This is a genomic window from Streptomyces angustmyceticus (genome assembly GCF_040701845.1).
Taxonomy (GTDB): Bacteria; Actinomycetota; Actinomycetes; order Streptomycetales; family Streptomycetaceae; genus Streptomyces; species Streptomyces angustmyceticus_A.
This window is the reverse complement of the sequence record NZ_JBFBHQ010000007.1, coordinates 58,174-73,595: the sequence shown is the minus strand read 5'-3', so window position 1 is coordinate 73,595 and position 15,422 is coordinate 58,174. Positions and strand designations below refer to the sequence as shown.

Sequence of the window (15,422 nt, the reverse complement as noted above, 5' to 3'; positions counted from 1 at the left end):
CGGGGACCGCCCCCGGGGCCGGCGCTGCGGCTCCCCGGGGTGGATCGTCGTCCCTGGCTACGGCGTCTGACTACGGCGTCTCCTTGACCTTCACCTTGCCCTCGATGATCTTCTTCCGGGCCGCGTCGATCTGCGGCTGGATGTCCTTGATGAAGCCGCCCGAGGTGGCGAGCGAGACGCCCTTGTGCTTGAGGTCGTAGGCGTGGATGCCGGTCAGCGGCTTGTGGTCCTCGTAGCTCTTGATCAGGTCGAAGACGGCCACATCGACGTTCTTCACGACCGAGGTCAGGATGTGGTCCTTGTACTTCGCCAGACCGGGCTGCTGGTACTGGTCGGAGTCGACCCCGATCGCCCAGACGCCCTTGTGCCTGCTGACCTCCTCGATCGAGCCGGCGCCCGACTGCCCGGCCGCCGTGTAGATCACGTCGATACCGCTGTCGGTCATGCCCGCGGCCTTGGCCTTGGCGGCGGCCGGGTCGTTGAAGCCCTTGTCGTTGTTCGGGTAGAGGTACTGCGAGACGACCTTGGCCTTCGGGTCGGTGTCGCGTACGCCCTGCTCGAAGCCGGCCTGGAACTTCTGGATGAGCGCGTTGTTCACGCCACCGATGAAGCCCACCTTGTGGGTCTTGCTCTTCAGCGCCGCGGCGACGCCCGCCAGGTAGGAGCCCTCGTGCTCGGCGAAGACCATGGCGTCGACGTTCTTGCCCTGCGGCACGGCGTCCACGACACCGAAGGAGGTGTCGGGGAAGTCCTTGGCGACGTTCTGCACGGACTGGCTGTACGCGAAGCCGACGCCGATGACCGGGTTGTATCCGGCCTCGGCGAAGGACGACAGCCGCTGCTCGCGGTCCGCCTCGGTCTCGCCGTTCTTCGCGGTGAGCATCTTGACCTTGACGCCCAGTTTCTCCCGGGCGTTCTCCGTGCCGCGGGCGGCCGCCTCGTTGAACGAGTGGTCGTCCCGCCCGCCGATGTCGAAGGCCAGTCCGACGCCCGCGTGCTTGGCGCGATTGGCCTCGGCGAAGCTCTGTCCGCACGCGGTGGCGGTGAACGCGAGACAGGTGGTGGCGGTAGCCGCGGCGGCAATCCTGATGACCCGACGCACGGGGCCTTCCCTTCGCTCTAAGCGCCCCCTTTGGCGCTGGCTTGTGGGAGATTAACGCGCGTAGACCTGGCGCAAAACCCTCCACTGCGCGGACGTTATCGATTCGAGGCGTAGGGCACGTGGAGGAAACAGGGGCGGGCGAATTGCGAAGCCCGTCCCGGCTAACTGCCGAAACGGGCCTATATGCCTTCTTTACGGACAGCGCCCGCTATATGAGTTCGATCTTGAGCGGCAGGCGGGAGACGGCGCGAGCCCCGCGGCGTTCAGTCCGGAAGATCCCCGTCCAGCAGCGCGCACGCCGTGAAGAGTTCCGCGCCCACCTTGATGGCCTGTTCGTCGACGTCGAAGTCGCCGCGGTGCAGGTCGCGGCGGACGGGGTCGGCGGGTGGGTGGACGCCGAGGCGGGCCATGGCGCCGGGGACGTGTTCGAGGTACCAGGAGAAGTCCTCGCCGCCGAGGGACTGGTCGGTGTCCTCGATGGCGCCCTCGCCGCGGCGCGCGGCCATCGCGGAGTGCAGGAGCTGGACGGTGACCGGCTCGTTGACCACCGGCGGCACTCCGCGGACGTAGGTGATCTGCGGCTTGGCGCCGTGCAGCGCGGCCACCTCGTCGATCGCCGCGTGCACCAGGTCGGGGGCCTTGCGCCAGGCGTCGAGATCGAGACAGCGGACCGTGCCGGAGAGTTCGGCGTGCTGCGGGATCACATTGCAGGCGTGGCCGGACGCCAGCCGGCCCCAGGTGACGGCGAGGCCGGCGCGGGCGTCGACCCGGCGGGACAGCAGCGCCGGCACGTCCACGGCGACCCGGGAGGCGGCGGTGACCATGTCGGTGGTCAGGTGCGGGCGGGCGGTGTGGCCGCCGGGGCCGTCCAGCTCGACCTCCAGGCGGTCGCAGGCGGAGGTGATCGGGCCCGTGCGGAGCCCGATCCGGCCGGCGTCGACGCGCGGATCGCAGTGGACGGCGAGGATCCGGCCGACGCCCTCCAGCACGCCGGACTCGATCGCGTCGGAGGCGCCGCCGGGCAGCACTTCCTCGGCGGGCTGGAAGATCAGGCGGACCGGGCGCGGCAGGGCGCCGGCGCGGGCGAGTTCGGCGAGGACCAGTCCGGCGCCGAGGACGACGGTGGTGTGCACGTCGTGGCCGCAGGCGTGGGCGTGGCCGGGGACCGTCGAGGCGTAGTCGACGGTCTTGGTGTCCGGGATGGGCAGGGCGTCGATGTCCGCGCGCAGGGCCAGCAGGGGGCGGTCGGGGTCCGCGGCGAGCGCCCGTCCGCCGGCCGTCGCGTCCGGGGTGCCGATGTCGCAGACCAGGCCGGTGCCGACGGACAGTACCCGGGGCCGCAGGCCGGCCCTCTCCAGCCGTTCCTTGAGCGCCGCGGTGGTGCGGAACTCCTGGTTGCCGAGCTCGGGATGCATGTGCAAGTCGCGGCGGAAGCGGCCGAGTTCGGCGCGCAGCGCCTCGGGGAGCGCGCCGGGGAGCTGGTCCCCGGCGGGAGTACGGGCGGTGCCGGCATCGCGGGAGATCGAGTGGTTCACCCCTGGAAGGTTACGGCCCACAACGGGGCAACTGTCCTTCGATCAACAAAAGTTCAGCCCGTTAGGGGAAGAAAATCTAGGCCGCTCGGCGCATGGACGGTTTATGCGACGGGTATGCAGTAAGGCTTTCCGCGCACTGTCATCCGGCGGCCATCCGCTGGGTGAACGGCAGTCGCTGCACGTCGCGGGCGGTGCCGGTGACCCCGTCGAGAAAGCCCTGGGCGCGCGGCGAGGCGTGGGCCGTCAGCCATTCCGGGTCGATGTCGCAGACCGCGACCTTGACCTCGGTGCCCAGCAGGGCGAGCGGCAGGGTGTGCACGACGGTGGAGGGGAAGCTGACGATCAGCCGTCCGATGGGGCCGCGCCGGGCGATCAGCTCCAGCGGCAGGTCGGGGCGGACGATCTCCAGCCCGGTTTCCGCCACCAGCCGGCGCAGCTTGTCGGCGCTCTCCTTGCGGTGGGCGAAGTAGCGGGTGGCACCGTGCGTACGGGCCAGCACCCCCACCGCCGCCAGGTAGCGGTCGGCGTCCACGACCCCGGTCTCCACCAGCGAGGTGCCGACGATGTCGGCGGCGCGGGTGAGCCGGGGCGGGCCGAAGCGGCCGCGGGTCCAGGCGAACTCGTTGGTGGTGACCTCGACGCCCGGCGGCGCCTCGACGGGCATCGAGCTGAACAGGCCGACGGTGCGCCGGCCGCCCTCGGGCTGCGGGGTGAGCCGGCGGCGGGCGGTGGCCGAGAACGGTGCGAAGACCAGGTCCCGGGCGCCGCGCCCGCTGCCGTTGCGGTGCCAGCGCACCAGCCGTTCGCCGCGGGCGAGTTGGGAGATGAACTCCATGGTGGCGGTGCCGTCGTCGACCACGACCAGGTCGCGCGCCCGGGTGAGGGTGAGCAGCAGCTGGACGTAGCGGGAGAACGGGTCGCCGATGACGACGCGGCGGGCGCGGCGCAGCAGCGGGGTGAGCCCGCCGATGGTGCGCATCGGCGCGGTGGGGCCGCCGCGGGCCTCTTCCCAGCGCACCGTATGGCCTTCGTCGCGGGCGAGTTCGGCCATCCGGCGCAGCTGTCCGCGGGTCATCGGGTCGTGCGGGGAGAGCACGACGACGGTGAGCGAGGTGGCCTGTGCCGTGTGCGCCCATTCCAGGACGTTCAGCAGCTGCACCGGGCTCTCGACGAACGCGAGGGTGCCGGTGCCCCGGGCCGGGGCGTCCGGTCCTGCGCCGGCGCGTGCGGTCCGGTTGCGCTGCCGCGGCACCCCCCGGAGACGGCGGGCGGGAGAACCCGTCGTCTCCGGGGGCGGGACCCCGGCGCCGGGCGTGACGGACCCGGCGCGGGCCCCTTCGGGTGAGCTCACCATCGCTCCCGTCGGTCGGTCGGGCGGGCCGGCCGTCAGACCGCCGCCGGCTCGGCGCCGGCCTCGGCCTCGGCCACCACGCCGGCGACCCGGCGCAGCTTCTTCATCGGGCCGAGCTCGCTCTCGTAGACCTTCTTGACGCCGTCACCGAGGGACTCCTCGATGGTGCGGATGTCGCGGACCAGGCGGGACAGGCCGCCGGGCTCGACGGAGGCGGCCTGGTCGGAGCCCCACATCGCGCGGTCGAGGGTGATGTGGCGCTCGACGAAGGTGGCGCCGAGGGCGACCGCGGCGAGGGTGGTCTGCAGGCCGGTCTCGTGGCCGCTGTAGCCGATCGGGACGTTGGGGTACTCCTCCTGCAGGGTGTTGATCATGCGCAGGTTGAGCTCCTCGGCCTTGGCCGGGTAGGTGCTGGTGGCGTGGCAGAGCAGGATGTTCTCGCTGCCCAGGACCTCGACGGCGTGCCGGATCTGCTTGGGGGTGGACATGCCCGTCGAGAGGATGACGGTGCGGCCGGTGGCGCGCATGGCGCGCAGCAGGTCGTCGTCGGTGAGCGAGGCGGAGGCGACCTTGTAGCAGGGCACGTCGAACTTCTCCAGGAAGGCGACGGACTCGACGTCCCACGGGGAGGCGAACCAGGCGATGCCGCGCTTCTTGCAGTACTCGTCGATGGCGCGGTAGCCGTCCTCGTCGAACTCCACGCGGTGGCGGTAGTCGATGTAGGTCATCCGGCCCCAGGGGGTGTCGCGCTCGATGTCCCACTGGTCGCGCGGGGTGCAGATCTCCGGGGTCCGCTTCTGGAACTTGACGGCGTCACAGCCGGCGTCGGCGGCGGCGTCGATCAGCGCGAAGGCGTTCTCCAGGTCGCCGTTGTGGTTGATGCCGATCTCGCCGGTGACGTAGACGGGGCGGCCGGGGCCGGCCTCGCGGGAGCCGAGGGTGCGGAGGCGGGAGTTGTTGCTCATGGGGAGATTCCTTCGTGTCGATCAGGGGGTGTGCGGATTGATCAGGGGTGTGCGGGGGTCGGTGCGGGTTACAGGGACGGGCCCAGCAGCCAGCCGGCGATCTCGCGGATCGCGCCGCTGCCACCGGGCGTCGCGGTGAGCGCGCGGGCGGCGCCGCGCACCACGTCGTGCGCCCCGGCGACCGCCACGGGCCAGCCGACGAGGTCGAAGCACGGCAGGTCGTTGACGTCGTTGCCGACGTAGAGCACGCGCGCGGGGTCGATGCCCGCTTCCTCGCACCACTGCTTGAGGGCGAGGTCCTTGCGGTCGATGCCGTGCAGGACGGGCACCCGCAGCTTGCGGGCCCTCGCGGCGACGACCGGGTTGGTCTCCGTGGACAGGATCAGCAGCTTCAGCTCCGCCCTGCGCAGGGCGGCGATGCCGAGGCCGTCGCCGCGGTGCACCGCGACGATCTCCCGTCCGTCGGCGTCGATCAGCACCCGGTCGTCGGTCTGGGTGCCGTCGAAGTCGAGGACGACGGCGTCGATGTCGTCGAGGGTCGGCAGGGCGCCGGGGCGCGGGGCGTCCAGCAGCGGTGCCAGTGCGCGGGCGCGGGCCAGGTCGTGCGGGTCGTCGATCTCCAGCACCCGGGCGGGGTCGGTGCGCACCAGCTCGGTGCGGCCGAAGAAGCGGTGGCCGCCGGCGCGGAAGCCGGCCGCGTCCATGGCGTAGGCGGCGCCGGTCTCCAGCAGGTCCTGGGGGCGGTCCTGGCGGCGTGGCCGGAAGGACTTGTCGTGGTTGACGCCGTGGCCGCCGTCGGCGGCGGTCGCGCCGCCCACCGCGGGTTCGGCGTCGCGCCAGACGAAGCCGTGGAACGGGGCCACGGTCAGCGCGCTGTCGGCGCCGCCCTCGACGACCGCCGCGGCGACTCCGTCGATGTCCTCGCGGACGATGAACGGGCTGGTGCACTGGACCAGCAGCACCGTGTCGACCCGGGCGCCGTGCTCGGCCTCGTAGGCGTCCATGGCGTGCAGGACGGCCGCCTCGCTGGTGGCGGTGTCGCCCGCGATGTCGCCGGGGCGCCGTACGACGACCGCGCCGGCGCCGCGGGCCGCGGCCGCTATCCCGGCGTCGTCGGTGGAGACCACGACATCGGTGACCAGGCGGGCGGCGCGGCACTCGCGGACCGCACGGGCCACCAGGGGCACTCCCCCGACGGCGGCGAGGTTCTTGGCGGGCACGCCCTTGGATCCGCCGCGGGCGGGGATGACGGCCACCACGGTCGGCGGGCTGCTCTGCGGGTTCGGCGGCATTTCGGGCTCCTTCCGGGGGCCGTGCGGGCTCCGGGGGCTGGCGGGCGTCGGGAGGGTCACAGCTGCCCCCAGCGGCGGATGGCGGGGGCGACGCGCTGGACGCCGTGGCGGTAGGCGCCGCGGGCGGCCTCGCGGACCGTCTCGCGGGCGACCCGGCGCAGTCCGCCGGTCTCCTCGGGGGCGTCCGCGTAGCCGGCGAGCGGCTCGCCGTGCGGGTCCAGGCCGTGCCGGGCGAGGATGCCGGGGAGGTAGCCGGGGGCGGTGCGGGGTGTGTAGTACGGGGTGATCGGCGGCAGCCGGTCGGCGGTGCGCAGCGCGGTGACCCGGGCGCGGGCGGCGTCGAAGGCCTGCTCGTACTCCCCGTGGGCGGCGACGCCCTGCCGGGCGAGCCAGTCGGCGTCCGGCTCCGGGCGGTGTCCGGCGTCCAGCTCGTCCCAGGAGGCGAGGCAGCCGGAGCCGAGGAAGTGGTGGTTGCCGAGGACCTCGCGGATGCCGAGGTCGGTGAGGACGGCGGTGGGGATGCCGCGGTGCAGCGACTCCAGGGCGGCGGTCGAGCTGACCGTCACCATCAGGTCGGTGCGGTCCAGGACCTCGCCCATGTTGCCGTACACCAGGCGGCAGTTGGCGGGCAGACCGCCGGGGGCCTTGGCGGCGAGCTTCTGGTAGGGCAGTTCCTCGATGTGGGTGGTGTGCTCGCCCGGCTTGCTGCGGAGCTTGATCAGCACCTCGCGGTCCGGGTGCTTGCGGGCGTGCTCCACGGCGCGGCGCAGCAGGTACGTCCGGTCGGCGCGGCTCTCCGGGACGGAGGGCTGGGCGGCGAACACCACGGTGTACGGGTCCGGTGTGCCGGTCGCGCCGGCACCGCGGTAGCGGTCGCCGCCGAGGAACGGCAGGGCGCACTCGGCGATGCTGCCGTCGTCGGCGCCGACGCCGCGGTAGACCTCGCGGAACCGGTCCGCGTCGTGCCGGGAGTTGGCGAGGACGACGTCCGCGCCGTGCCGCAGCAGCAGCCCGTCCGCGAGCTTCTCGTAGACCACGCCGACATAGCCGGTGACGACGACGGGGCGCTGCTGCGCTCCGCGCCAGGCGCGGGCGAGGCCGTGCAGCATCGCCTGCACCGCGCCGCCGACGCAGGCCAGCACGACGACGTCGTAGCGCGTACGGTCGACGGACCGCACGAAGTCGACGCCCCGGATTTCGCGCAGCGAGTCCGCACGGGCGCCGACCTCGTCGAGCTGTCGGACCGTGGGAGTGGCGCGGCCGCGGAGGAGGTAGCCGTCGAGCCGGATGTCCGATTGGATTCGGTACGCTGTCAAAGCGCCCCATTTCCATCGGGTATCCGAGTCGGCGAGTACGGCGACCCGCGGCGAAGAGTGGGTACGTGATGGCACGTCGAAGACGCTAGGAAGCCATTCCGTTTGTCGGGCCAACTGGGTCGCAACAAAGGGTTAACAGCGGGTCGACGAATGACTAACCGGCCCGATGGCCGACCCGGTTAACCATCCCGCCATTCTTCGTTCACCTTCAGGTCCGCACCCGGTAAAGACGAATGCCGCCCGCGCACCTAACGTCACCCGGGTGGTTAAGCTCTCCGTCATCGTGCCGTTCTACAACGTGCAGACATACGCGCCCGACACCCTGAAAAGCCTGGCGGCCAACGCCCGCGACGACTTTGAATTCCTGCTCGTCGACGACTGTTCCCGCGACGAGACCCCGGAGATTCTCGCGCGCGCCGAGCGCGAGCTGCCGGGTGCCAGACTGCTGCGGCACGAACAAAACGGCGGCCTGGCCACCGCCCGGAACACCGGCCTGGACCAGGCCCGCGGCGAGTACGTCGCCTTCCTGGACGGCGACGACTGGCTCGCCCCCGGCTACTACCCCCAGCTCCTGCGCACCATCGAGGAGTTGGGGTGCGACTTCGTCCGCACCGACCATGTCCAGTGCACCGCCCGCGCGCGCACCGTCCACCGCGTCCCGCACGGCCGGCGCTCGGTGGTGCTGGACCCGCGCGAGGTGATCCTGCCCGCCGACCGCTCCACCTCCGTCGACTACGCCTACGCCTGGGCCGGGATGTACCACCGCAGGCTGCTGGACGAGGGGGTGCTGCACTTCAAGGACGGGCTGCGCACCGCGGAGGACCGCCCGTGGATCTGGCGGCTGCACCGCGAGGCGAAGTCCATGGCGGTGGTCGGCCTGCTCGGCGTTTTCTACCGGCGCGGAGTGGCGTCGTCGCTGACCCAGATCGGGGATGTACGGCAATTGGACTTCATTCGCGCCTTCGATCAGGTGATCGAGGAAACGGCGCAGGACCGCGATGCGGCTCTTCTGCTGCCGAAGGCGGTGCGCACCTATTGCGCGATCATTTCCCACCACCTCGGTTCGATCGAACGTTTCGAGCCGCAGGTCGCCCGTAAATTGCGCGCGATGAGCGCCGCGGCCATGAAACGCATGCCGCAGGACGTACTGAAGGAAGCCCTGGATTCGATGGATGTGCAGCGTGCGTCCCGGCTGCGGCGGCTGCGCCGCCGTCCCTCCCCCACGGCGGAGGTCGCGGCCTGATGTCCACCCGACCGCGTACCCAGATCTTCCTCGCGTCCACGCTCTACGGAGCGGCGACCCTCGCCGCCGCGCTGGACGCCGACTGCTTCGCCCCGGCCGACCGCCGCCTGCTGCTGCTCAGCAACAACGCGACGACCCCGGAGACCACCGCGTCGCTGGACACCATGCCCGGCTTCGAGCGGCTGCGCGGCCGCTTCGACCGGGTGCTGTCGTGGAACGAGACGATCAGCCCCTTCCACCCCGGCGGCTGGTCGCCGCGCTCCGACGACGCCCCGCTGTGGGAGCGGCATCTGCGGCTGCTGTGGGGCCTGGGCGACGACCGCGTCGAACTGGTCGTGGAGTCGATCCAGGTCAACCCGGCACTGGCCCTCGCCCAGCTGTTCCCCGACGCGCCGATCGACGTCTACGCCGACGGGCTGATGAGCTACGGGCCCACCCGCAACAAGCTCGACCCGCTGATCGGCACCCGGATCAACCGGCTGCTGCACCTGGACCTGGTGCCGGGGCTGACGCCGCTGCTGCTCACCGAGTTCGACGTCCCGGCGCAGACCGTGCCGACCGACGCCTTCACCAAGGTGCTGGCCGAACTGTGCGACGCCAGTGGCGAGGTGGCGGCCCCGGAGGGCGCCGCGCTGCTGCTCGGCCAGTACCTCTCCGCGCTGGGCATCCTCACGCCCGAGGAGGAAGAGGAGCTCCATGTGCGGATGGTGCGCGGCGCCGCCGAGCGCGGCCACCGCGAGATCGTCTTCAAGCCGCACCCGTCCGCGCCGGCCCGCTGGTCGCGGCTGCTGGAGCGGGAGGCCGAGAAGCTGGACATCGCGCTGACCGTGCTGGACACCCCGGTGCTGGCCGAGGTCCTCTACCAGCGGATGCGGCCCGCGCTGGTCGTCGGCTGCTTCTCCACCGCGCTGCTGACGGCGGCCACCTTCTACGGTCTGCCGACCGCGCGGACCGGCACCGGCCTGCTGCTGGAGCGCCTCACGCCGTACCAGAACAGCAACCGGGTCCCGGTCACGATCGTGGACGCGCTGGTGCCCGACCTGGGCGACCGCAGCGCGCACCCGCGCGCCTTCGCCACGGGTGAGAGCGTCGAGGGCCTGGTCACCGCGGTCGGCTATGCGATGCAGCACCAGATCTATCCGCAGCTGCGGCCGGCCGCCGAGCGCTACCTCGCGACCCGGCTCGACCAGGTCACCTGGCGTTACTTCAAGCGCCGCCGGCTGACCGCGCTGGCGCTGCCCGGCGCGCTGCCGTCGCAGCTGTCGTTCATTCCGCGCAACGCCACCGTGCGCAGGGTCGCGCGCCGGGCGCGGGCGGTGCAGCGGCGGCTGAAGAAGCGGGCCGCGTTCGGATGAGCGCGCCCCAGCTGACGACCGGCGTGCCGCCCGGCGCGCCGGATCTCGTCACCACCGCCCCCCGGCCCGCGATACGGGGGCGCAGCCGCGGAGGACCACCGCGGCTGCGCGCCCTGGACGGGCTGCGGCTGCTCGCCGCCCTGATGGTCGCCGCGTACCACTTCGGCGGCCGCAACGGCGAGATAGCGCAGGCCTGGGGCGGCTCGCCCGCCCATCAGTTCCCCACCGCCGCCCCGCTGTTCGCCTACGGCTGTCTGGGCGTGCAGATCTTCTTCGTGATCAGCGGCTTCGTCATCTGCCTCAGCGGCTGGGGCCGGACGCTGCGCGCGTTCATCGCCTCCCGGGTCTCCCGCCTCTATCCGGCGTACTGGGCCGCCATCCTGCTGGTGACCGCGGTCTTCGCGCTCCCCTGGGTCGCCTACAAGGCGCTGCCGCCCAGCGAGGTGCTGACCAACCTGACCATGCTGCAGCAGCCGTTGGGCGTGGACCGGGTGCTCGGGGTGTGCTGGACCCTGTGGGCGGAGATGCGTTTCTACGCCCTCTTCGCGCTCTGCGTGGTGCTGCCCGGCGCCACCCGCGGCCGGGTGGTGCTCTTCTGCGCGGGCTGGACGCTGGCGGCCGCGCTCGCGCAGGCCGCCCACCAGCCCTTCCTCGACACCGTCCTGATGCCCGAGTACGCCCCGTTCTTCATCGGCGGGGTGGGCCTGTACCTGCTGCACCGCTACGGCGCCCGCGATCCGATCGGCTGGGCGATAGTGCTGGTCAGCTGGCTGACCGGCCAGCACTACGCGGTCGCCGGGCTGTGGCACGCCCCGTCGGCCGACGCGTTCTCCTACCGCTCGACGGCCGGCATCATCGCCGTCGTCACCCTCGGCTTCGCCCTGGTCGCGGCGGTCGCGCTGGGCAAGCTGCGGTGGGCGAACTGGCGCTGGCTGACCGTGGCCGGCGCGCTGACCTACCCGTTCTACCTCGTGCACGAGCACCTGGGCTGGGTCGTGGTGCGGGCGCTGCACCACGGCCTCGGGCTGCCCTCGTACGCGACGCTGCTGCTGACCGTCGCGCTGATGCTGCTGCTCGCGTGGGTGCTGCACCGCTTCGTCGAGCGCCCGCTGACGCCCGTCCTGAAACGGTCGGTCGACCCGCGGCGCTGACGTCGGGCGGCCGGCCTCCACGGCGCCGAATCCCGCACGCGGGGCCGGCCTCCGCGGCGCCGCGGGCGGCCGTCCCGCGGCGCGATCAGCCCCGCGCGTCCGGGCCCATGGTGACCTCGATGCCCGCGACGATGACCCGCAGCCCGACCTCGAAGCCCTGCTCCAGATCGCCGAACATCGTCCGGCCGGCCAGCGCCGCGAGCGGATACTCGCGCCCGATCTGCCGCTCACGCTCCGACTCGTCGTAGGCCGGGTCGCGGATCTCCCGCCGTCCGGGCACCGGGTGGACCGACTGGTCCTCGATCACCGCGCCCACGGTGAAGTTGTACGCGGTCCACCAGGCCCGCACGGCCTCTTCCAGGGTGAAGCCCGCTTCCGTCAGGCGGGTCATCAGGGAGTCGAGCGGCCCGGCGGCGGTGCCGTCGGTCATCCGCGTGCCGCTGAAGACCTTGCCGCCGTCGCGGTAGGCGAGCAGCTCGCGGCGCACCGTCCGGCAGGCGCCGAGGAGCATCTCCTGCCAGGTACCGGCGGAGCGGCCCGCGCCGGACCCGCCGCCCTCCAGCCGCCCGGCCATCCGCCGGATCATCTCGGTGGCCATCTCGTCCAGCAGTTCCTGCTTGTTCTTGAAGTGCCAGTACAGCGCGGGGGCCTGGACGTTCAGCTCCTTGGCGATGCCCCGCAGGGTGAGCCCGTCGAGGCCGACCTCGTTCAGCAGCCGCAGTGCGGTGTCCACGACCTGTTTCCGGTCGATGCGCGAAACCATGTTGACAACTTAACACTGTTAAATCCATCCTCGGGGCATGGCACTTAACAACGTTAAGGAAACCTTCGGCGCCGCCCTGCCCGACGACGGCACGGCGGTCGACGTACTGATCGCCGGCGCGGGCCCGACCGGCCTCGCCCTGGCGATCGACCTCACCCGGCGCGGCGTGCGCACCCTGCTCGTCGAACGGCAGGAGCAGCTCTCGCCCGGCGCCCGGGGCAACGGCATCCAGCCGCGCACCCAGGAGGTCTACGACGACCTCGGCCTGATCGACGCGGCCTTCGCGGCCGGCGGCCGCTACCCCAAGACCGCCCGCTGGGAGAACGGCGAGATCGTCGACGTCACCGAGATGATCGAGCAGGTCGACCCGACGCCCGGCAATCCGTACTCCAACGCCCTGATGGTGCCGCAGTACCGCAATCTGGAGCTGCTGCGCGCACGACTGCGGGAGCTCGGCCAGGACGTGGTCTTCGGCACCGAACTCACCTCGTTCGACCAGGACTCCACCGGTGTGACGGCCCGTCTGCACCACACCGACGGGACGGAGCGCACCGTGCGCGGGGCCTATCTGGTCGCCTCCGACGGCGGGCGCAGCACCGTGCGCCGCGCGCTGGGCGTCAAGATGAGCGGTCCGGAGCTGGAGCCGGTCGGCGTGCTGCTCGCGGACGTCCGGGTGGACGGCCTGGACCGCGACCACTGGCACCGCTGGGAACTGCCCAACGGCGGCTTCGTGGGCATGCTCCCGCTGGCCCGCACCGACCGCTTCCAGACCATGATCGCGTCCTTCAACGGAACGACGGACACCTCACCCGAGACCATCCGCGCCGAGCTCGCGGCCCACACCCACCTCGGCGCCGAGCAGATCCGCGAGGTCGTCTGGTCCTCCCTCTTCCGCCCCCGGGCGGGCCTGGTCGACAGCTACCGCACCGGCCGCGTCTTCCTGGCCGGCGATGCCGCGCACATCCACTCCCCCGCGGGCGGCCAGGGCCTGAACACCAGCGTCCAGGACGCCTACAACCTCGGCTGGAAGCTCGGCCAGGTGCTGCGGCACGGCGCCCCCGACAGCCTCCTCGACACCTACGAGACCGAGCGCCGCCCGATCGCCGAGGGCATCCTCGACACCAGCACCCGGCTGCACCGCACCCGTACGCTGCGGCGCGGCCGGGACCTCCACCAGCTCGGCATCGGCTACCCCGACAGCCCGCTGACGCGGGAGCTGCGCACGGACCTCGCCGAGGGCATCCCCGCCGCCGGCGACCGGGCCCCCGAGGCCCCCTGCACCACGGCCGACGGCACGCCCACCCGGCTCTTCGACGTCTTCCGCGGCCCGCACTTCACCCTGCTCGACCTGGGCGGCACCGGCATCGACGACGGCGCGCTGCCCGCCGATCCGGCCCTGCTGCGCGTCGTCCGCGTCGGCGGCCCGGCCCCGGACCTGATCGACTCCGGCGGCCACATCCGCGACGCCTACGGCCCCGCCCCCGCCGTCCTCCTCATCCGCCCCGACGGCTACCTCGCCCTCGCCACCCCTCCCGAGAACGCGACGGCGCAGGTGGCCGCGGCCCTGGAGACCTACCTCGGCGCGGGCACGGAAACGGTACCGGCGGCCCGGTGAACGCGGGCGGCCGGCGCGGGGGCCCGGCCGCCGCCGCTCACCCCTCCGCCCCCGCGGCGGCGAGCAGCGCCTCCGCCTCGCCACGGGCCTCGCCGACCGGGTCGGGGAAGACCTCCAGGCCGTGGGCGACCAGGGCCCCTTCGTGGAGCAGCATCAGCGCCCGGCCCAGCCTGCCGCCCCGGCCGGGCGCCGCGGCCCCGGCCAGGTCGGTGAACAGCCCGAGCATCCACTGCTTCTGCGCGGCGATGATCGCGTACGCGGGATGGGCCGGGTCGCTGATCTCCGCGTGGGCGTTGACCATGCTGCACCCCTTGGCGCTGTACTCCGCCGCCCAGGCCCGCGAGGCGTCGAAGACGGCCAGGATCCCGGCGGCGGGCGATCCCTCCGCGGCGTCGAGGTACGGCGCCAGGAAGGCCCGCCAGCGCTCGTCGCGGTCCGCGAGGTACTCCACGACGAGCTGCTCCTTGGAGCCGAACCGGTCGTAGAGCGTCTTCTTCGTCACCCCGGCCTCGGCCGCGATCAGATCCACCCCGACAGCATGGATGCCGCGCTCGTAGAACAGCCGCTCGGCGGCCGCCAGGGCGCGGCGGGCGGCGGGCGTCATGGTGATCCGTCGGGGCGTCTGCGAGGTACCCATGACAAAAGTATACCGATCTGTATAGTGAAAGGAGAGGTATACAGATCGGTCTACCGAAGGGGTGCGGCATGCGCTTCCTGCTCTCGGCCGCCTTCGTGCTCTGCTGGAGCTCCGGATTCATCGGGGCCCGGCTCGGCGCGGGCAGCGCGCCCGCGGTGACGCTCCTGATGTGGCGCTTCCTGCCGCTCGCCGCCGTCCTCGCCCTCGTGGCGGCCACCACCGCCCGCGCCTCGTGGCGGGGCCTGACGGCACGGGACCTGGCCCGGCAGGTCGCCGTCGGCGCCCTGTCGCAGAGCGGCTACCTGTTCACCGTCTACTACGCGATCCAGCTCGGGGTCTCCAGCGGCACCACGGCCCTGATCGACGGCACCCAGCCCCTGGTGGCCGGGGCGCTCGCCGGTCCCGTGCTGCACCAGTACGTCTCCCGCCGGCAGTGGCTCGGGCTGTGCCTGGGCCTGGCGGGCGTCGTCCTGGTCACCACGGCCGACGCGGCGGCCGGGGCAGGGGTGAGCCGGTGGGCGTACCTCGTCCCGTTCCTCGGCATGTCCTCGCTGGTGGCGGCCACGTTCCTGGAGGGCCGCTCGCGCACCCGGGTCGCGCCGTCGGTCGCGATGACCGTCCACTGCGCCACCAGCGCCGTCCTCTTCACCGCCCTCGCCACCGGCGCCGGCTCCGTACGGCCGCCCGCCGCGCTCTCCTTCTGGGTCGCGGTCGGCTGGCTGGTGGCGCTGTCCACCTTCGGCGGGTACGGGCTGTACTGGCTGATCCTCAGGCGCTCCGGCGTCACCGAGGTGAACACCCTGATGTTCCTGATGGCACCGGTCACGGCCCTGTGGGGAGCCGCCATGTTCGGCGAACCGTTCGGCCCGCAGACCGCCGCCGGCCTGGCGGTCGGCCTCACGGCGGTCGTCCTCGTGCGCCGCGGCACGACCCCCGCAACCGTGCCCCCCGCCGGAAGTCCGCCCCCACCCGCACGAGGCCGTACCAGCGGGCATCCGCTCGTACGGCCTCGTGCCGGGGACGGGCGCCCGAGGGGGGTGGGGCGCCCGGGACGGTGAACCGTCCGGAGGGAAAGGGGGCAGCGGTCCGGTGGGCCG

13 protein-coding genes are annotated in these 15,422 nt (G+C 72.6%); 5 read left to right on the top strand and 8 right to left on the bottom strand.

Translation table 11 applies throughout. The features are described from left to right. Window positions 1-70: 70 nt before the first annotated feature. From AB0411_RS18180 to AB0411_RS18155, 6 genes are all read right to left on the bottom strand, one after another. Window positions 71-1,102: a BMP family lipoprotein gene (locus tag AB0411_RS18180; protein ID WP_366418305.1), complete on the bottom strand. Its 1,032-nt coding sequence runs from the start codon at window positions 1,100-1,102 to the stop codon at window positions 71-73. A gap of 263 nt (window positions 1,103-1,365) precedes the next feature. After that, a complete protein-coding gene (locus AB0411_RS18175; protein ID WP_366418304.1) occupies window positions 1,366-2,637 on the bottom strand; it encodes an amidohydrolase in 1,272 nt (423 codons plus the stop codon). A 139-nt stretch (window positions 2,638-2,776) separates the two neighbouring features. After that, complete coding sequence (locus AB0411_RS18170; protein ID WP_437042443.1) at window positions 2,777-3,991, bottom strand: hypothetical protein; 1,215 nt, start codon at window positions 3,989-3,991, stop codon at window positions 2,777-2,779. Window positions 3,992-4,023: 32 nt separating this feature from the next. Next, window positions 4,024-4,953 (bottom strand): N-acetylneuraminate synthase family protein, encoded by a 930-nt coding sequence (locus AB0411_RS18165; protein ID WP_366418302.1) that lies wholly within the window; start codon window positions 4,951-4,953, stop codon window positions 4,024-4,026. Between the two features lie 68 nt (window positions 4,954-5,021). Next, entirely contained in the window at window positions 5,022-6,245 is a 1,224-nt protein-coding gene (locus AB0411_RS18160; protein ID WP_366418301.1) for an acylneuraminate cytidylyltransferase, read from the bottom strand. A 56-nt stretch (window positions 6,246-6,301) separates the two neighbouring features. Continuing rightward, entirely contained in the window at window positions 6,302-7,636 is a 1,335-nt protein-coding gene (locus AB0411_RS18155; RefSeq protein WP_366418300.1) for a DUF6716 putative glycosyltransferase, read from the bottom strand. A 187-nt stretch (window positions 7,637-7,823) separates the two neighbouring features. On the opposite strand from AB0411_RS18155, the gene AB0411_RS18150 reads away from it, so the two are divergent. From AB0411_RS18150 to AB0411_RS18140, 3 genes are read left to right on the top strand one after another with little or no spacing between them, the layout of a single operon-like run. After that, window positions 7,824-8,804 (top strand): glycosyltransferase family 2 protein, encoded by a 981-nt coding sequence (locus AB0411_RS18150; RefSeq protein WP_366418299.1) that lies wholly within the window; start codon window positions 7,824-7,826, stop codon window positions 8,802-8,804. Continuing rightward, window positions 8,804-10,159 carry a polysialyltransferase family glycosyltransferase gene (locus AB0411_RS18145; RefSeq protein ID WP_366418298.1) on the top strand — a complete coding sequence of 452 codons (1,356 nt, stop codon included), beginning with the start codon at window positions 8,804-8,806 and terminating at the stop codon, window positions 10,157-10,159. The genes AB0411_RS18150 and AB0411_RS18145 overlap by 1 nt, the downstream gene beginning before the upstream one ends. Beyond that, window positions 10,156-11,310: an acyltransferase family protein gene (locus AB0411_RS18140; protein ID WP_366418297.1), complete on the top strand. Its 1,155-nt coding sequence runs from the start codon at window positions 10,156-10,158 to the stop codon at window positions 11,308-11,310. Before AB0411_RS18145 ends, AB0411_RS18140 begins: the two co-directional genes overlap by 4 nt. An 85-nt stretch (window positions 11,311-11,395) precedes the next feature. Here AB0411_RS18140 and AB0411_RS18135 read toward each other — a convergent pair whose 3' ends face one another. Further along, window positions 11,396-12,073 carry a TetR/AcrR family transcriptional regulator C-terminal domain-containing protein gene (locus AB0411_RS18135; protein WP_366418296.1) on the bottom strand — a complete coding sequence of 226 codons (678 nt, stop codon included), beginning with the start codon at window positions 12,071-12,073 and terminating at the stop codon, window positions 11,396-11,398. Between the two features lie 37 nt (window positions 12,074-12,110). Between AB0411_RS18135 and AB0411_RS18130 the strand changes: the two genes are divergently transcribed. Then, on the top strand, window positions 12,111-13,688 hold the full coding sequence (locus AB0411_RS18130) for an FAD-dependent monooxygenase (RefSeq protein WP_366418295.1): 1,578 nt from the start codon (window positions 12,111-12,113) through the stop codon (window positions 13,686-13,688). Between the two features lie 37 nt (window positions 13,689-13,725). Here AB0411_RS18130 and AB0411_RS18125 read toward each other — a convergent pair whose 3' ends face one another. Continuing rightward, window positions 13,726-14,325: a TetR/AcrR family transcriptional regulator gene (locus AB0411_RS18125; RefSeq protein ID WP_366418294.1), complete on the bottom strand. Its 600-nt coding sequence runs from the start codon at window positions 14,323-14,325 to the stop codon at window positions 13,726-13,728. 68 nt (window positions 14,326-14,393) lie between these two features. Between AB0411_RS18125 and AB0411_RS18120 the strand changes: the two genes are divergently transcribed. Further along, the gene (locus AB0411_RS18120; protein ID WP_366418293.1) at window positions 14,394-15,383 is read left to right on the top strand and encodes a DMT family transporter; all 990 of its coding nucleotides are present in this window, start codon (window positions 14,394-14,396) and stop codon (window positions 15,381-15,383) included. Window positions 15,384-15,422: the final 39 nt, after the last annotated feature.

Bases quoted from the DNA above. Each gene is read 5' to 3' on its own strand.
- AB0411_RS18130 (WP_366418295.1), top strand. From the start codon at position 12,111: ATGGCACTTAACAACGTTAAGGAAACCTTCGGCGCCGCCCTGCCCGAC.
- AB0411_RS18120 (WP_366418293.1), top strand. From the start codon at position 14,394: ATGCGCTTCCTGCTCTCGGCCGCCTTCGTGCTCTGCTGGAGCTCCGGA.
- AB0411_RS18135 (WP_366418296.1), bottom strand. From the start codon at position 12,073: ATGGTTTCGCGCATCGACCGGAAACAGGTCGTGGACACCGCACTGCGG.
- AB0411_RS18145 (WP_366418298.1), top strand. From the start codon at position 8,804: ATGTCCACCCGACCGCGTACCCAGATCTTCCTCGCGTCCACGCTCTAC.
- AB0411_RS18140 (WP_366418297.1), top strand. From the start codon at position 10,156: ATGAGCGCGCCCCAGCTGACGACCGGCGTGCCGCCCGGCGCGCCGGAT.
- AB0411_RS18160 (WP_366418301.1), bottom strand. From the start codon at position 6,245: ATGCCGCCGAACCCGCAGAGCAGCCCGCCGACCGTGGTGGCCGTCATC.
- AB0411_RS18165 (WP_366418302.1), bottom strand. From the start codon at position 4,953: ATGAGCAACAACTCCCGCCTCCGCACCCTCGGCTCCCGCGAGGCCGGC.
- AB0411_RS18125 (WP_366418294.1), bottom strand. From the start codon at position 14,325: ATGGGTACCTCGCAGACGCCCCGACGGATCACCATGACGCCCGCCGCC.
- AB0411_RS18170 (WP_437042443.1), bottom strand. From the start codon at position 3,991: ATGGTGAGCTCACCCGAAGGGGCCCGCGCCGGGTCCGTCACGCCCGGC.